The organism is Limnohabitans sp. TS-CS-82, from assembly GCF_002943475.1.
Genome location: NZ_PTQX01000014.1, coordinates 17,986 through 32,228 on the forward strand (window position 1 = coordinate 17,986; position 14,243 = coordinate 32,228).

20 protein-coding genes and 1 riboswitch are annotated in these 14,243 nt (G+C 60.2%); all 20 genes read left to right on the forward strand.

Annotated elements, in window-relative coordinates:
- The first annotated feature begins 48 nt into the window (after positions 1–48).
- Positions 49–894, forward strand: coding sequence for a lytic transglycosylase domain-containing protein (locus C5F52_RS22455; protein ID WP_104800593.1), 846 nt, complete (start codon positions 49–51; stop codon positions 892–894).
- 3 nt (positions 895–897) lie between these two features.
- Positions 898–1,027, forward strand: a riboswitch (ZMP/ZTP riboswitch).
- Between the two features lie 53 nt (positions 1,028–1,080).
- Positions 1,081–2,325, forward strand: a complete 1,245-nt coding sequence (gene glyA, locus C5F52_RS22460; protein ID WP_104800594.1) for a serine hydroxymethyltransferase — start codon at positions 1,081–1,083, stop codon at positions 2,323–2,325.
- A gap of 23 nt (positions 2,326–2,348) precedes the next feature.
- Positions 2,349–2,798 (forward strand): transcriptional regulator NrdR, encoded by a 450-nt coding sequence (gene nrdR / locus C5F52_RS22465; RefSeq protein WP_104800595.1) that lies wholly within the window; start codon positions 2,349–2,351, stop codon positions 2,796–2,798.
- 53 nt (positions 2,799–2,851) lie between these two features.
- Positions 2,852–3,373, forward strand: a complete 522-nt coding sequence (locus C5F52_RS22470; RefSeq protein ID WP_104800596.1) for a Tfp pilus assembly protein FimT/FimU — start codon at positions 2,852–2,854, stop codon at positions 3,371–3,373.
- Entirely contained in the window at positions 3,364–3,921 is a 558-nt protein-coding gene (gene pilV, locus C5F52_RS22475) for a type IV pilus modification protein PilV (protein WP_104800597.1), read from the forward strand. The genes C5F52_RS22470 and pilV overlap by 10 nt, the downstream gene beginning before the upstream one ends.
- A 1-nt stretch (position 3,922) precedes the next feature.
- Complete coding sequence (locus tag C5F52_RS22480) at positions 3,923–4,669, forward strand: PilW family protein (protein WP_161499753.1); 747 nt, start codon at positions 3,923–3,925, stop codon at positions 4,667–4,669.
- Entirely contained in the window at positions 4,666–5,403 is a 738-nt protein-coding gene (locus tag C5F52_RS22485) for a pilus assembly protein (RefSeq protein ID WP_146100144.1), read from the forward strand. The genes C5F52_RS22480 and C5F52_RS22485 overlap by 4 nt, the downstream gene beginning before the upstream one ends.
- Before the next feature lie 8 nt (positions 5,404–5,411).
- Positions 5,412–5,873 carry a type IV pilin protein gene (locus C5F52_RS22490; RefSeq protein ID WP_104800600.1) on the forward strand — a complete coding sequence of 154 codons (462 nt, stop codon included), beginning with the start codon at positions 5,412–5,414 and terminating at the stop codon, positions 5,871–5,873.
- Between the two features lie 25 nt (positions 5,874–5,898).
- Positions 5,899–6,078, forward strand: a complete 180-nt coding sequence (locus C5F52_RS22495; RefSeq protein WP_104800601.1) for a type II toxin-antitoxin system HicA family toxin — start codon at positions 5,899–5,901, stop codon at positions 6,076–6,078.
- 11 nt (positions 6,079–6,089) lie between these two features.
- Positions 6,090–6,506, forward strand: a complete 417-nt coding sequence (locus tag C5F52_RS22500) for a type II toxin-antitoxin system HicB family antitoxin (RefSeq protein ID WP_104800602.1) — start codon at positions 6,090–6,092, stop codon at positions 6,504–6,506.
- A gap of 25 nt (positions 6,507–6,531) precedes the next feature.
- Positions 6,532–7,635 carry a bifunctional diaminohydroxyphosphoribosylaminopyrimidine deaminase/5-amino-6-(5-phosphoribosylamino)uracil reductase RibD gene (gene ribD / locus C5F52_RS22505; protein ID WP_104800603.1) on the forward strand — a complete coding sequence of 368 codons (1,104 nt, stop codon included), beginning with the start codon at positions 6,532–6,534 and terminating at the stop codon, positions 7,633–7,635.
- 31 nt (positions 7,636–7,666) lie between these two features.
- Positions 7,667–8,356, forward strand: a complete 690-nt coding sequence (locus C5F52_RS22510; protein WP_104800604.1) for a riboflavin synthase — start codon at positions 7,667–7,669, stop codon at positions 8,354–8,356.
- On the forward strand, positions 8,353–9,489 hold the full coding sequence (ribBA, locus tag C5F52_RS22515) for a bifunctional 3,4-dihydroxy-2-butanone-4-phosphate synthase/GTP cyclohydrolase II (RefSeq protein ID WP_104800605.1): 1,137 nt from the start codon (positions 8,353–8,355) through the stop codon (positions 9,487–9,489). The genes C5F52_RS22510 and ribBA overlap by 4 nt, the downstream gene beginning before the upstream one ends.
- Positions 9,490–9,511: 22 nt before the next feature.
- A complete protein-coding gene (ribH, locus tag C5F52_RS22520) occupies positions 9,512–9,985 on the forward strand; it encodes a 6,7-dimethyl-8-ribityllumazine synthase (RefSeq protein WP_104800606.1) in 474 nt (157 codons plus the stop codon).
- The gene (nusB, locus tag C5F52_RS22525) at positions 9,982–10,518 is read left to right on the forward strand and encodes a transcription antitermination factor NusB (RefSeq protein WP_104800607.1); all 537 of its coding nucleotides are present in this window, start codon (positions 9,982–9,984) and stop codon (positions 10,516–10,518) included. The genes ribH and nusB overlap by 4 nt, the downstream gene beginning before the upstream one ends.
- A 2-nt stretch (positions 10,519–10,520) precedes the next feature.
- Positions 10,521–11,708 (forward strand): pyridoxal phosphate-dependent aminotransferase, encoded by a 1,188-nt coding sequence (locus C5F52_RS22530; protein WP_104800608.1) that lies wholly within the window; start codon positions 10,521–10,523, stop codon positions 11,706–11,708.
- A 5-nt stretch (positions 11,709–11,713) separates the two neighbouring features.
- Entirely contained in the window at positions 11,714–12,118 is a 405-nt protein-coding gene (ybgC, locus tag C5F52_RS22535) for a tol-pal system-associated acyl-CoA thioesterase (RefSeq protein WP_104800609.1), read from the forward strand.
- Positions 12,115–12,804 carry a protein TolQ gene (gene tolQ / locus C5F52_RS22540; RefSeq protein ID WP_104800610.1) on the forward strand — a complete coding sequence of 230 codons (690 nt, stop codon included), beginning with the start codon at positions 12,115–12,117 and terminating at the stop codon, positions 12,802–12,804. The genes ybgC and tolQ overlap by 4 nt, the downstream gene beginning before the upstream one ends.
- A gap of 14 nt (positions 12,805–12,818) precedes the next feature.
- Positions 12,819–13,250: a biopolymer transporter ExbD gene (locus C5F52_RS22545; RefSeq protein ID WP_104800611.1), complete on the forward strand. Its 432-nt coding sequence runs from the start codon at positions 12,819–12,821 to the stop codon at positions 13,248–13,250.
- 25 nt (positions 13,251–13,275) lie between these two features.
- A complete protein-coding gene (gene tolA / locus C5F52_RS22550) occupies positions 13,276–14,238 on the forward strand; it encodes a cell envelope integrity protein TolA (protein ID WP_104800612.1) in 963 nt (320 codons plus the stop codon).
- Positions 14,239–14,243: the final 5 nt, after the last annotated feature.

Below are 14,243 nucleotides of genomic sequence, written 5' to 3' on the forward strand. Positions count from 1 at the left end.
GCCGAGGCTTTAAAATTTTCATCCTCCTGACTTTATAAATTTGCACAAATGACCCTGGTTGCCACATTGACGCGAGGATTGCGCACGTTTGCATCCGACGTGGCCCAAGGCTTTTTTGCGATCACCCACAACGGCATGGCCGTGGTGGGCCTGTCTTTGTTCTTCTTTGCGGTGGCCATGACGGTGCGCCCCGATTTGCGCGCCATCACCGAAACCAAACTGATTGGTTGGCTGCAAGAACGCCAGTACGACGCCACCGGCTTGGCCTCCGACGTCGACGCGGTCGACCGCGCCACGGCCACCGATCCGCGAGATTTGCCCAAACAACAAGCGAATTTGGCCTATTGGCTCAGTCGCAAATACCGCGTGGCCCCCGAGCCTGTGAGCGCCTTGGTCAGCGAAGCCTACGACTTGGGGCCACGCAACGAGATCGATCCCACCCTGATTTTGGCGGTCATGGCCGTGGAGTCAAGCTTCAACCCCTTCGCCCAAAGTAGCGTGGGCGCCCAAGGTCTGATGCAGGTCATGACCAAAGTACACGCCGACAAATACCAAAGTTTTGGCGGTGCCATGGCGGCTTTTGACCCCGTCGCCAACCTTCGCGTCGGCGTGAATGTGCTCAAAGAATGCATCACCCGCGCCGGCAGCGTGGACGGAGGCCTGCGGCTTTATGTGGGCGCGGGCAACACCAAAGACGACAGCGGTTACGCCGCCAAAGTCGTGGCGGAGCATGGCCGCTTGTTGCAAGTCGCCAAAGGCGTCAAAGTACCCACCACGCCACCGCCATCGACCGCAGCTGAAGCGGCGACCGCTCGGTTGGAGAGTTTGTGGGAGAAAGCCCAGCGCCTGACGCCCTTCGGCAAAGAGCCCAAAGACGAAGAAGATCCACGGTAAACTCTTGCTGCGCGCAACTGGCGATAGGCGTGCGGGGCATCAGCTCTGCACCGCTGACGTGGATGTATGACCACTGGGAAGCGCGCAGCCTCTCTAATTAAGAGGTGTTTTGCCGTTCGCCTGGGCAGCCCTGCCGCTAACTTTTCAGTTAAAGCCGGGACACCACCTTTCTCTAGGACTGCCAGTATGTACAACCGCAACATCTTGATCGAACAGACAGACCCCGAAGTTTGGGCCGCCATTCAAGCCGAAAACGCCCGTCAAGAGCACCACATTGAGCTGATCGCCAGCGAAAACTACGCCTCCCCCGCCGTCATGCAAGCCCAAGGCTCGCAGCTGACCAACAAATACGCCGAAGGCTACCCCGGCAAGCGCTACTACGGTGGCTGCGAATTCGTGGACGTGGCCGAGCAACTGGCCATCGACCGCATCAAAACCATCTTCGGCGCAGACGCTGCCAACGTGCAACCCCATTGCGGCGCATCGGCCAACGAGGCCGTGTTCCTCGCGTTCTTGAAGCCCGGCGACACCATCATGGGCATGAGCTTGGCCGAAGGCGGTCACTTGACCCACGGCATGGCCCTGAACATGTCTGGCAAATGGTTCAACGTCGTGTCTTACGGCTTGGACAGCAACGAAGCCATCGACTACGAAGCGATGGAAGCCAAAGCCCGCGAACACAAGCCCAAACTCATCGTGGCCGGCGCTTCTGCCTACAGCTTGCACATCGACTGGGAACGCTTTGCCAAGATCGCCAAAGAAGTGGGCGCCATCTTCATGGTCGACATGGCCCACTACGCTGGCTTGATCGCCGCTGGCCAGTACCCCAACCCCGTGCCTCACGCCGACGTGGTGACTTCCACCACCCACAAGAGCTTGCGCGGCCCACGCGGCGGCATCATCTTGATGAAGGCCGAACACGAAAAAGCCATCAACAGCGCCATCTTCCCTGGCCTGCAAGGCGGCCCCTTGATGCACGTCATCGCAGCCAAGGCTGTGGCGTTCAAAGAAGCCATGCAGCCTGACTTCAAAGAGTACCAAGCCCAAGTGGTGAAGAACGCCAAGATCGTGGCTGAAACCTTGACCGCACGCGGTTTGCGCATCGTCAGCGGCGGCACTCAAAGCCATGTGATGTTGGTGGACTTGCGCTCGAAGAAGATCACCGGCAAAGAAGCCGAAGCCGCTTTGGGCGCTGCGCACATGACGATCAACAAGAACGCCATCCCGAACGACCCAGAGAAACCATTCGTCACCAGCGGTGTGCGCATTGGCACCCCCGCCATGACCACCCGTGGGTTCAAAGACGAAGAAGCCCGCATCACCGCCAACTTGATTGCTGACGTGTTGGACAACCCACACGACGAAGCCAACATTGCGGCGGTGCGTGCCAAGGTGCATGCCTTGACCAGCCGCTTCCCGGTCTACAAGTAAGCCCTGCAACAGGCCGCTGACTTATGAAATGTCCTTTCTGCGGCCACTTGGAAACCCAAGTGGTCGAGACACGCATCTCAGAAGACGCGACGTCTGTGCGCCGTCGTCGGCAGTGTGGCGCTTGCGACAAGCGCTACACCACCTACGAACGGCCCGATGTGAGCTTTCCCAACATCGTCAAAAAAGACGGTCGGCGCATCGAGTACCAACGCCAAAAACTACTCGACTCCATGAGCTTGGCGCTGCGCAAACGCCCCGTCAGCACTGAACAGGTGGACAACGCGATTGAGCACATCGAAGAAAAGCTGCTCAGCTCAGGCCAGCGCGAGCTGCCCACCACCCGCATTGGCGAGCTGGTGATGCGTGAGCTGAAGAAACTCGACAAAGTGGCCTACATCCGCTTTGCCAGCGTGTACCGCAGCTTTGAAGACATCGACGATTTCAAGAGCTTGGTGGACGAAGTTCGCACGTAGTTTTCGAGTTGTAACAAAGCGTCTCCCCACCTCAGAGGCCTAGCATTTGCGGCATGCAAACGCTGGGCTTTTCTGTTTTCAGGGCATCCAACTCGCACGGTTTCACGCTGGTGGAGTTGCTGGTTTGCTTATGCCTGCTAGGCGTGCTCGCCGCCTTTGCCGCACCAAACTGGCTGCGATTTCAAGAACGCGCCCGCGTCGAAGCCACCCGCGACCAGCTGATGAACGACTTGCAAAACGCCCGCTTGCGCGCACTGCAACTCGGCCAAGCCTTGGAGCTATCGCGGCTGAGCGATTGCACTTGGGTCACATCGGCAAGCACCGATTGGAGCTGCGGTTGGCAATTGAGCACCAAAGCGGACAAACAAGTCGTGTTCACCACGCCGCTGCACAACAGCTTGGGGCTGACGTTTGCCAAAGTCGACCCGCTCGACATCAGCCCGCGCGGTGACTTAGGCACCGTGGGCGATCGCTGGGTGATCAAGTCCAAACAACCCGCGCTGAACTTGGCCGTCGCGGTGTGCCTCAACAGCGCCAGTCGCATTCGCTGGGTGTCGGGGGAGGCTTGCAGTTGAAGCGATGCGTCACACCCACCCACGCCCTGCGTTGCCACCGTCAACCGCAACGTGGCGTGGCTCTGCTGGAAGCCTTGATGGCGCTGTTGCTGCTTGCCTCAGGCGTGCTGACCTTGCTGTGGACGCACCAACAAGCTTTGGCCTTGCAACGCCAACAAGTCATGCGCGCCGTCGCGATGGGTTTGGCTGACGACTTGGCCGAACGCATGCAACTCAACGCCCCTCGAACGGCCGACTACGCCAAAGCATGGGGCGCTTCTGCGACAGCCACGGGCAGTTCAACCAAGCTGCCCGACTGCGCAGCTCAACCCTGTTTACGCACCGAACTCGCCCAATGGGACATGCAGCAACTGCAACAAACACTGCAAAACCAACTGCCCGAAGGCGACGCCGCCGTGTTCGCCCTCACCGATGCCCCAGGCTGGTGGGGCATCGTGCTGGCATGGCGCGACGACCGCATGACCTACCGCACCGATGGCGCGTCTGGCACGCCGACCTGCCCCGACAACAAAAGCTGTTGGCGCTTGTTTTTTCGTCCGGCGGTTTGAGATGCGCGCCCATTCAAACACCCTCGGTTACACCCTGCCCGAGTTGCTGATTGGCCTGTCCTTGGGGTTGATGGTGATCGCTGCCGCCACCGCGGCCTATGGCGTGAGCCGACAAACATGGGCCAGCATGGCCGCCATTGACGCCGTGCATGCCAACGCCCGCATGGCCTTGCGCAAGGTGCGCGAACACGCACACATCACAGGTGCTGCTTACCTCGATACAACGGCATCGCCCAACACCCAACTCTCTAGCGTCTACAGCCCCGATCAACCCGATTTGCAAGGCGTGAACGGCAACAAAGCCGACGAGCACGTCGCGCTGGGACACTGGAACCACGTCTCTGCCCGCGATTGCCAAGGCAACCAACCCATTGGGACCCAAATCATCCGCAACGATTTCAGACTCAACACCAACAAAGAACTGACCTGCAAAGACCTCACCCCCACCAGCAGCACCTACCAAGCCCTAGCAGAAGGCGTGGAAGACTTTCAGGTGCGCTACGCGCAAGCCAACCCCGTCACTCAAACGCTTCAATGGAAAACGGCCGACCAAGTCAGCGCCATGTCGCAAGTGCTGGCCATTGAGGTCTGCTTGCGAGTGGCCAGCATCACACCCGTCAACAACGTCAGCAATGGGTCCGCCGCCAGCCAAGGCTGTGCGGGCGAGACAGTGGCTGCCGATGGCCGGTTACGGCGGGTGTTTCGCCGCGTCATCACGCTGCGCAACCGCGACGGTCTGCTGCCATGAGGCGTCATCCTCGGTCTCAACAAGGCTTGGCGCTGCCCACTGTGATGGCGATGCTCATGCTGGCCAGCGTCGGCACGGTGCTGGCATGGCGGCAGCTGTGGGTCAACGAAATACTTTTAAAAACCGAGGCCGATCAACTGCGCACCCAACACAAAGCAGAAGCCGTGCTGCCTTTGGCGGTGCAAGACATTGTGGGCAGCGCCAGTGCAGCCAGTGGTGTGAACGCACCCAATGTGCCACTTGCGCCTCTTGCACCGACTCCCCCTACGCCATCTTTGTCGATGAACACGCGCTACGTGGCAGGCGACAGCACACAAACGCACGTCTTTTTTCCCACCAATCTGGCCGAACGCGACCTGCTGCGCCAGCGCCTAGGCAGCGATGCCTGCCGCAGCGGCATTTGCGCGGTCACGCCACCTAAAACAGAAAAAGACGACCTCTTTTCACGCGCCTCCACTTGGAAAAGCATGACCGCCTCAGCCATGCCCGTCAGCGCCAGCGACACGCCTTACGGCGCTGGCACCGCGTGGTACTGGGTCGACATCCAACCCGATGCCGCTCAACTGTCCTCGGCAGCCAGCGCCAGCAGCGCACCGCCCTTTATCTACCGCATCACCGTGTTGGCCACCGGGGTGCTGCCCAGCAGCAGCACCGTGTTGCAAACCCTCTGGACCCGCACCCGTATGAGCGACACGCGCGGCCACCGCCACAGTTGGCGCATCTTGCAAGACTGAACACACCTATGCCACACACCCCCAGCGTCAAGTGCAACACCCAGCTTTCGTGTCAATGGGCCCATCGGCCGGCCCGCCAACTCGGCTTCACCCTCTTGGAGTTAACCATCGCCCTCGCTTGCACGGCCATCCTCACCAGCTTGGCGTGGCCCAACTACCAAGCCCTTTTACAACGCAACCAACGCGCCCAAGCCCGCACCGCCCTGCTGCAAGCCGCCCATTGGCTAGAACGCGCCGCCAGCGCCAACGGCAACTACCCCGCTCCTGCCGAAGTGCCCACCAGCGTGTTGCAAATGGAAGGCGTCAACTACAAGCTCAGCCTCAGCAGCACCGCCCAAACCTACACCCTCAGCGCCACCCCATTTGGCCCGCAAAGCGCAGACGCCTGCGGCACCTTGACGCTCAACCATTTGGGCGCACGCGGTGTGCAAGGCGCCAACGCAACCACCGGTCCGTGCTGGGGCCGCTGAGTTAAAACACAACACTTCTGTTATTATGAATTCCAAGCAACTGAAAAAATGGCTGGAGCAACAAGGTGCAACCTTTCAGTCTGGCAAGGGTTCTCACCTGAAGGTTTTTCTCAATGGCAAGCAGTCCACCTTACCCATGCACGGCACAACCGAACTTGGCAAAGGGTTAGAAGCAGCCATCAAACGACAGCTTGGCTTGAAATGAAGGAGTGAAAGATGTTTGACTACCCTGTAACACTGACCCCCGACAATGGCACCGTGCTGGTGACGTTTGTCGACATCCCAGAAGCCATCACCTTTGGCGCGGACCAAGACGAGGCCTTGTTGAACGCTGTCGACGCGCTTGAAACGGGCTTGTCTTTTTATGTCGACGCCCGCAAACCGCTCCCCATCCCCAGCCAAGCTTCAGCCCATCAACCCACCGTGCGCCCCTCAGCGCTGGAATGCGCCAAGCTCGGTGTGTACCAAGCTATGACAGAACAAGGCATCAAAAAAGCCGAATTGGCGCGCCGTTTAGGTTGGCATATGCCGCAAGTTGACCGCTTGTTTGACTTGCGCCATGCCTCCAAACTCGACCAAATCGAGGCTGCTGCACACGTACTTGGCAAGCATGTTTACGTGCAGATTGCCTAACCACAACGTCTTCGTCACGCCTCTCATGTCCTTTTACACGCACGACACCGCCTTCATGCACCAAGCCTTGGCGCTGGCCCGTGAAGCACTCTTCCTCACCTCACCCAACCCCCGCGTGGGCTGCGTGATCGTCAGCCCTCAAGGCGTGGTGCTAGGCAGTGGCCACACACAGCGCGCAGGCGAAGCGCATGCCGAGGTGATGGCCTTGCGTGACGCACAGGCCCAAGGGCACGAAGTGCAAGGAGCCACCGCCTACGTCACGCTAGAACCTTGCAGCCACCAAGGTCGCACCGGCCCGTGCTGCGACGCCCTCATCCATGCGGGGTTGGCGCGTGTGGTCGTGGCCGAAGGCGACCCCAACCCGCACGTGGCGGGCCAAGGCATCGCACGTTTGCGGGCCGCAAGCGTGCAGGTGGATGTGGGTTTACTGGGGGCCGAAGCCCATGAACTCAACATCGGCTTTTTCAAACGCATGACGCACGGCACGCCTTGGGTACGCATGAAAGTCGCTGCGTCACTGGACGGTCAAACCGCCCTCGACAACGGCGTCAGCCAATGGATCACCTCCGAGCCCGCCCGCCAAGACGGCCACGCGTGGCGCGCCCGAGCGTGCGCCGTGCTCACCGGCATTGGCACCGTGCTCGAAGACGACCCTCAATTGAATGTGCGCGCCCTGTCCACCCCACGCCAACCCACCTTGGTGGTGATGGACAGCCAACTCGAAACGCCGCTCACTGCCAAGCTGTTTGCACCGCAACGCCCCGTCTGGATTTACTGTGCGGCAGATCGCCCAGAACGCCGCGCGGCCCTCGAAGCCCAAGGCGCACAGGTCATTTGCTTGCCCAACCCCCAAGGCAAAGTGGACCTCGCAGCCATGTTGCAAGATTTGGGCGCTCGACAAATCAACGAAGTCCACGTCGAAGCAGGCCACAAACTCAACGGCTCGCTGCTGCGGGCCGACTTGGTGGACGAACTCTTGGTCTACCTCGCGCCGCAACTCATCGGCCAAGGGCGTGGCATGACCAACCTCGGCCCGCTCACCCAACTGAGCGATGCCAAACCCCTCCACTTTCACGAAGTGACACAAATCGGGCCTGATTTACGGATATTGGCCCGTCCCGTGCGGTAAGCCGCGCGTAAACCTGCGAAAATATCAGACTATGTTCACCGGAATCATCACCGGCGTGGGGCGCATCACCGCTGTCCACGACCTGGGTAGCTCTTTACACCACGGCAAGCGCCTCACTTTGCAGGCGCCCGCTGGTTATCTCGACGACGTCGGTTTGGGGGACAGCATCGCTTTGAATGGCGCGTGCATGACCGTCACCAGCTTTGACCTCGACACCCATCAATTCACCATCGACATCTCTGCCGAATCGCTGGCCCGCACCAGTGGCTTGGCCGAATTGGGTCGCGTCAACCTTGAAAAAGCCTTGCGTGCCCATGACCGTTTGGGCGGCCACATCGTCTCAGGCCATGTGGACGGCATTGGCACCGTCACCTACTTCGCACAAATCGGCGAAAGCTGGGAACTGCGCGTGATGGCCCCGCCGGAGTTGGCCAAGTACTTGGCTTACAAAGGCTCCATCACCATCAACGGCGTGAGCTTGACCGTCAACCGCGTCGACGACTTCTTGGGCAACCACGGTCCGCAAGGCCACGAAGCCCTGCGCGGCTCAGAAGTCAGCATCAACCTCATTCCCCACACGGTCGACAACACCGCGCTTGGCAGCCTGCAAGCCGGCAGCACCGTGAACCTCGAAATTGACACCGTGGCCCGTTACGTCGAACGCATGTTGCGCGTCGACGCCTCGCTGACCGCCCCCACCTCTTTGAAAGCTCACCCATGAGTGCATCCCAAACGGCCACGGACAAAACGCCCGTCAGCATTTCTCCCGTGGAAGACATCGTCGCCGACATGAAGGCGGGCCGCATCGTGATCTTGGTCGACGAAGAAGACCGCGAAAACGAAGGCGATTTGGTGCTGGCGTCTGACCACGTCACCCCCGAAGCCATCAACTTCATGGCCCGTTTTGGCCGTGGCTTGATTTGCCTCACGCTCACCCGTGAGCGCTGCGAATACCTCAAACTGCCACCCATGGCCGCGCGCAACGGCACGGTCTACAGCACAGCCTTCACCGTGTCGATCGAAGCTGCTGAAGGTGTGACCACCGGCATCTCTGCCGCTGACCGTTCGCGCACCATCGAAGTGGCCGTGGCCAAAGCCACCCAGCCCACCGACTTGGTACAGCCCGGCCATGTGTTCCCACTCCAAGCGGTGGACGGCGGCGTGCTGATGCGCGCCGGCCACACCGAAGCCGGTTGCGACTTGGCCGCCATGGCCGGTTGCTCACCCTCTTCCGTGATTTGCGAAATCATGAAAGACGACGGCACCATGGCTCGCCTGCCTGATTTGCAAATCTTCGCCGCCGAGCACGGTTTGAAAATCGGCACCATCGCCGACTTGATTGAGCACCGAAGCCGTAACGAATCGTTGGTGCACAAAGTGGGCTCACGCCCCATGGCCACCGCCCACGGTGAATTCACCGCCAACGCCTACAAAGACATGACCAGCGGCGCGGTGCATCTGGCGCTCGTCAAAGGCACTTGGCAAGCCGACAGCGAGGTGTTGGCGCGTGTGCACGAACCCCTGTCCGTGTTCGACGCTCTAGAGCCCAACCGCATCATGCACTCGTGGGGCTTAGATGCCGCCATGCAGCGCATTGCCAAAGAAGGCCAAGGCGTGGTCGTGTTGCTCAACTGCGGCGAAAGCGGCGAACAACTGCTGGCCCAGTTTGAGGGCACAGCCCGTTCGGCCCATGCCCCCGAGCGCGGCCGCATGGACTTGCGCACCTACGGCGTGGGCGCACAAATTTTGCGCGACTGCGGCGTGCACAAAATGCGCCTCATGGGCAACCCACGCCGCATGCCCAGCATGACCGGCTACGGACTTGAAATCACGGGCTACCTGTCCAAAGAATAACAACGACTAAAGAATAAAAACCATGTTTGTCTCCAACCTCGCCTCCACCACCACGCTCGACGGCAGCGCTTTGAAGATTGGCATAGTCCAGGCGCGCTTCAACGACGACATCACCAACGCACTGGCCGCTGCTTGCATCGCCGAACTCAAAGCCATGGGCGTGCGTGACGACCGCATCACCCATGTGCATGTGCCCGGCGCCCTCGAAGTGCCCTTGGCCTTGGCCGCGCTCGCGCAAATTGAAGACCCAGAGCCGTTCAGCGCCCTCATTGCGCTGGGCTGCATCATCCGTGGCGAGACCTACCACTTTGAGTTGGTGGCCAACGAGTCAGGCGCAGGCGTGACGCGTGTGGGCATGGACTATCACATCCCCATTGCCAACGCCATCCTCACCACCGAAGACATGCCCCAAGCAGTGGCCCGTCAAACCGACAAAGGCCGCGACGCCGCCCGCGTGGCCGTCGAAATGGCCTTGTTGTTGGAGCAATTGGCATGAGCGACCACACCCCCGCCCACGACGACAAAGCCCCACGCAAAACGGCCCCTAAATCGGACGGCAATGGCACCACCAAAAGCGCCGCCAAATCTGGCCGCAGCCGCTCGCGTGAATTCGCCTTGCAAGGCCTCTACCAATTTTTGGTGGGCAAAAACGAAGCGGCTGACATCGACGTGTTCACCCGCGACTTGAGCGGTTTCCACAAATCCGACTCCGTGCATTACGACGCGCTGCTGTACGGCTGCGTGGAGCAACGCGAAGTGCTCGACGCCTTGATCGTGCCCTTGCTCGACCGCAAGATCGAAGAAATCTCTCCCATCGAACACGCCGTGATGTGGATGGGCGCGTATGAGTTCAAGCACTGCATCGACGTGCCTTGGCGCGTGGTGCTCAACGAATACATTGAATTGGCCAAATCATTCGGCGGCACCGATGGCCACAAGTATGTGAACGCTGTGCTGAACGGCTTGGCCCCGCAACTGCGCCCACACGAGGTGCAAGCCGACCGCGCCAAAGGCATCGTCCGTTCTTGACCATGAAAATTGCCCAGCGCGCGCAGCGCATTGAGCCGTTTTACGTGATGGAGGTGGCCAAAGCCGCCGCCGAACGCGCAGCCCTTGTGGCGCACACCGATGCGCCCATGATCTTTTTGAACATTGGCGAGCCCGACTTCACCGCCCCCCCTTTGGTGCAAGAAGCCGCGGCCCGTGCCGTGCACGACGGCCTGACCCAATACACCCCCGCACTGGGCTTGAGTGCTTTGCGCGAACGCATCAGTGCGTGGTACGCCACACGCTTTGGCGTGAATGTGCCGGCGCGCCGCATTGTGGTGACGGCGGGCGCCTCTGCCGCGTTGCAACTGGCTTGTCTGGCCTTGGTCGAAGCGGGTGATGAGGTGCTCATGCCCGACCCCAGCTACCCCTGCAACCGCCATTTTGTGAGCGCGGCAGAAGGTCGTGCAGTACTGGTGCCAACCACGGCGGCAGAGCGCTTTCAACTCAGTGCCGCGCAAGTGCGTGAACATTGGGTGAACGGCCAAACACAAGGCGTGTTGCTGGCCTCGCCGTCCAACCCCACCGGCACCTCCATTCATCCTGACGAATTGCGTGCCATTCACAACGAGGTGTCGCAGCGTGGCGGCTTCACCTTGATCGACGAAATTTATTTGGGTCTGAGCTACGACGCGCAATTCGGCCAGTCCGCGCTCGGGTTGGATGACCAAGTCATCAGCATCAACAGCTTCTCCAAATACTTCAACATGACCGGTTGGCGCTTGGGCTGGCTGGTGGTGCCCGATGCCCTGCTGCCCGTGATCGAGCGCTTGGCACAAAACCTGTTCATCTGCGCCAGCACGGTGGCACAACACGCCGCACTGGCCTGCTTTGAGGACGACAGCATCGCCGAGTACGAACGCCGTCGCGCCGAGTTCAAAGCGCGCCGTGATTTCTTTGTACCCGCACTGAACGCCTTGGGTTTGAACGTGCCCGTCATGCCTGACGGCGCGTTTTACGCGTGGGCTGACTGCACGGCCGCGTGCGACAAACTGGGCATTCAAGGCAGCTGGGATTTCGCCTTTGAAATGATGAAACAAGCCAACATCGCCATCGCCCCCGGACGTGATTTTGGCCATGCCGACACCGCGCGTTATGTGCGCTTCTCCACCGCCCGATCCTTGCCCGAATTGCAAGCGGCCGTGGCGCGTTTGCAAACGCTTCTAGGTTGAACCGCATGAACCAGACCACCCCGTTTGAACACGCCGTGCGCATCTATTGGGAAGACACCGATGCCGGTGGCATTGTGTTTTACGCCAACTACCTGAAGTTTTTTGAGCGCGCGCGCACCGAATGGTTGCGGGCTTTAGGCATTGGCCAACACGCCTTGCGCGAAGAAACCGGTGGCATGTTTGTGGTCAGCGAAACCGCCGTCAAATACCACCGCCCTGCGCAACTCGACGACCTGCTGCGCGTCACCGCTCGCCTGAGCGAAGGTGGCCGCGCCAGCTTGGTCATCGCCCAACAAGCATGGCGTGGCGACACCCTGCTGTGCGAAGGCACCATTCGCATTGGCTGGGTGGACGGAATCACACTAAAGCCTGCGAGAATCCCCCCCTCTGTATTGGAACGTTTGACATGACACAAGATTTTTCCATCGTCCATTTGTTGCTCAACGCCAGTTGGGTGGTGCAAGTGGTGGTGCTGATGCTGATGGGCGTCTCCATCGCCAGTTGGACCGCGATCTTCCGCAAAATCATTTCGATCAAACACGTCAAAGCCTTGAACGACGAGTTCGAGCGCGAGTTCTGGTCGGGCACCAGCTTGAACGAGTTGTTTGCCTCAGCGGCACAAAACGCCAAACACTCGGGCCCGATGGAACGCATCTTTGCCAGCGGCATGCGCGAGTACCAAAAACTGCGTGAACGCCGCATCAACGACAGCAGCGCTTTGATGGACGGCGCACGCCGCGCCATGCGCGCCAGCTACCAACGCGAGATGGACGCGATTGAGTCCAACCTGTCGTTGCTGGCGTCGGTCGGTTCGGTGTCGCCTTATGTGGGTTTGTTCGGCACGGTCTGGGGCATCATGCACGCCTTCACCGGTTTGGCAGGCATGCAGCAAGTGACCTTGGCCAAAGTGGCGCCTGGCATTGCCGAAGCGTTGGTGGCCACCGCCATTGGCCTGTTCGCCGCCATTCCTGCGGTGCTGGCCTACAACCGTTTCTCGCGTGACATTGACCGCATCTCGATCAAGCTGGAGACCTTCATCGAAGAGTTCAGCAACATCTTGCAGCGCAACGTCAGCGCAACGTCCACTGCCAACTGAGCCGCAGACACAACATGGCTTCCATCGCTCCCCGCTCAGGCCGCGGCCGTCGCGCTATGAACGACATCAACATGGTGCCGTTCATCGACGTGATGCTGGTCTTGCTGATCATCTTCATGGTCACGGCCCCCTTGATTTCTCCCAGCGTGATTGATTTGCCCAGCGTGGGCAAGGCCTCGTCCGTGCCCGACCAAGTGATTCACGTCGAAATCAGCAAAGACGAAAAAATCACACTCAAAAGCACGGGCACCGTCAGCAAAACCTTGCCCAGTTCGCTAGAAGCTTTGGCCCGTGATGTGAAAACCTTGCAAGGCGAAGTGGCCCAAGGCCCCGTGGTGATCACCGCCGACCGCACCATCAAATACGAAACCGTGGTGAAAGCCATGGACACGCTGCAACGCTCGGGCGTGCAGCGCGTGGGTTTGTCGGTTCAACTCGCTGAGTGATGCCCACACGCACGTTGTTTCCGTCATGAGTGCCCAAGCCCAACATCTGGAATTTGCACCGCCCCCTGCTGAAGGCACGGGGCGCTCATTGGCAGCCGCCTTGTTTGTGCACGGCTTGTTGCTGGTGGCATTGACGGCAGGCATTCAATGGCAGCAAGACGACAGCCTGTCGGTCGAAGCCGAGCTGTGGTCGGCCGTGCCCATGGCTGCAGCGCCGCCTTTGGCGGCTGTGCCGCCCCCACCGCCTCCGCCCCCCGAGCCGACGCCTCAACCAAAACCTGAACCCCTACAGAAGCCTGTGGTGCAACCGCCGCCGCCCGAGCCCAACCGCGAGGCTGAAATTGCGTTGGCCAAGCGTCGCAAACAACTCGACGACGAGAAAAAGCTGCAAGAAGCCAAAGAGGCTGAAAAGCGCAAGCAACTCGAACGTAAAAAAGAAGAAGACAAAAAAGCCGAGTTGAAGAAGGCTCAAGAGAAGAAAGACAAGCTCAAAGCCGAAGAAGAAAAACGCAAGCTCGATGCCAAGCGTGACGACGAACGCAAAGAGAAAGAGCGCAAAGAAGCCAAGCAGCAGCAAGCGCAAAAAGACGCCAAGCAAGCCGCTGAGGACGCCAAAAAGCTCGACGCCATTCGCTCCGAAAACATGCGCCGCATCGCGGGCATGGCTGGGGCCACAGGCAGCGAAAACGCCACGGGCACGGCCCTGCGCGCTTCAGGCCCGTCTGACAGCTATGGCGGACGCATTCGTGCGCGCATCAAGCCCAACATCACCTTCACCGAAGACATCGCCAGCAACACGCCCGCCGAAGTGGAAGTGCGCTGCGCGCCTGACGGCACCATCGTGTCGCGCAAGCTGGTCAAGTCCAGCGGCAGCGCCGCTTGGGACAACGCGGTGCTCAAGGCCATCGACAAAACCGAGGTGCTGCCTCGGGACACCGATGGTCGCGTGCACTCGCCGCTCATCATCAGCTTTCGCCCCCGCGATTAAGAGCA

Bases quoted from the DNA above. Each gene is read 5' to 3' on its own strand.
- C5F52_RS22455 (WP_104800593.1), top strand. From the start codon at position 49: ATGACCCTGGTTGCCACATTGACGCGAGGATTGCGCACGTTTGCATCC.
- glyA (WP_104800594.1), top strand. From the start codon at position 1,081: ATGTACAACCGCAACATCTTGATCGAACAGACAGACCCCGAAGTTTGG.
- nrdR (WP_104800595.1), top strand. From the start codon at position 2,349: ATGAAATGTCCTTTCTGCGGCCACTTGGAAACCCAAGTGGTCGAGACA.
- C5F52_RS22470 (WP_104800596.1), top strand. From the start codon at position 2,852: ATGCAAACGCTGGGCTTTTCTGTTTTCAGGGCATCCAACTCGCACGGT.
- C5F52_RS22480 (WP_161499753.1), top strand. From the start codon at position 3,923: ATGCGCGCCCATTCAAACACCCTCGGTTACACCCTGCCCGAGTTGCTG.
- C5F52_RS22485 (WP_146100144.1), top strand. From the start codon at position 4,666: ATGAGGCGTCATCCTCGGTCTCAACAAGGCTTGGCGCTGCCCACTGTG.
- C5F52_RS22490 (WP_104800600.1), top strand. From the start codon at position 5,412: ATGCCACACACCCCCAGCGTCAAGTGCAACACCCAGCTTTCGTGTCAA.
- C5F52_RS22495 (WP_104800601.1), top strand. From the start codon at position 5,899: ATGAATTCCAAGCAACTGAAAAAATGGCTGGAGCAACAAGGTGCAACC.
- C5F52_RS22500 (WP_104800602.1), top strand. From the start codon at position 6,090: ATGTTTGACTACCCTGTAACACTGACCCCCGACAATGGCACCGTGCTG.
- ribD (WP_104800603.1), top strand. From the start codon at position 6,532: ATGTCCTTTTACACGCACGACACCGCCTTCATGCACCAAGCCTTGGCG.
- C5F52_RS22510 (WP_104800604.1), top strand. From the start codon at position 7,667: ATGTTCACCGGAATCATCACCGGCGTGGGGCGCATCACCGCTGTCCAC.
- ribBA (WP_104800605.1), top strand. From the start codon at position 8,353: ATGAGTGCATCCCAAACGGCCACGGACAAAACGCCCGTCAGCATTTCT.
- ribH (WP_104800606.1), top strand. From the start codon at position 9,512: ATGTTTGTCTCCAACCTCGCCTCCACCACCACGCTCGACGGCAGCGCT.
- nusB (WP_104800607.1), top strand. From the start codon at position 9,982: ATGAGCGACCACACCCCCGCCCACGACGACAAAGCCCCACGCAAAACG.
- C5F52_RS22530 (WP_104800608.1), top strand. From the start codon at position 10,521: ATGAAAATTGCCCAGCGCGCGCAGCGCATTGAGCCGTTTTACGTGATG.
- ybgC (WP_104800609.1), top strand. From the start codon at position 11,714: ATGAACCAGACCACCCCGTTTGAACACGCCGTGCGCATCTATTGGGAA.
- tolQ (WP_104800610.1), top strand. From the start codon at position 12,115: ATGACACAAGATTTTTCCATCGTCCATTTGTTGCTCAACGCCAGTTGG.
- C5F52_RS22545 (WP_104800611.1), top strand. From the start codon at position 12,819: ATGGCTTCCATCGCTCCCCGCTCAGGCCGCGGCCGTCGCGCTATGAAC.
- tolA (WP_104800612.1), top strand. From the start codon at position 13,276: ATGAGTGCCCAAGCCCAACATCTGGAATTTGCACCGCCCCCTGCTGAA.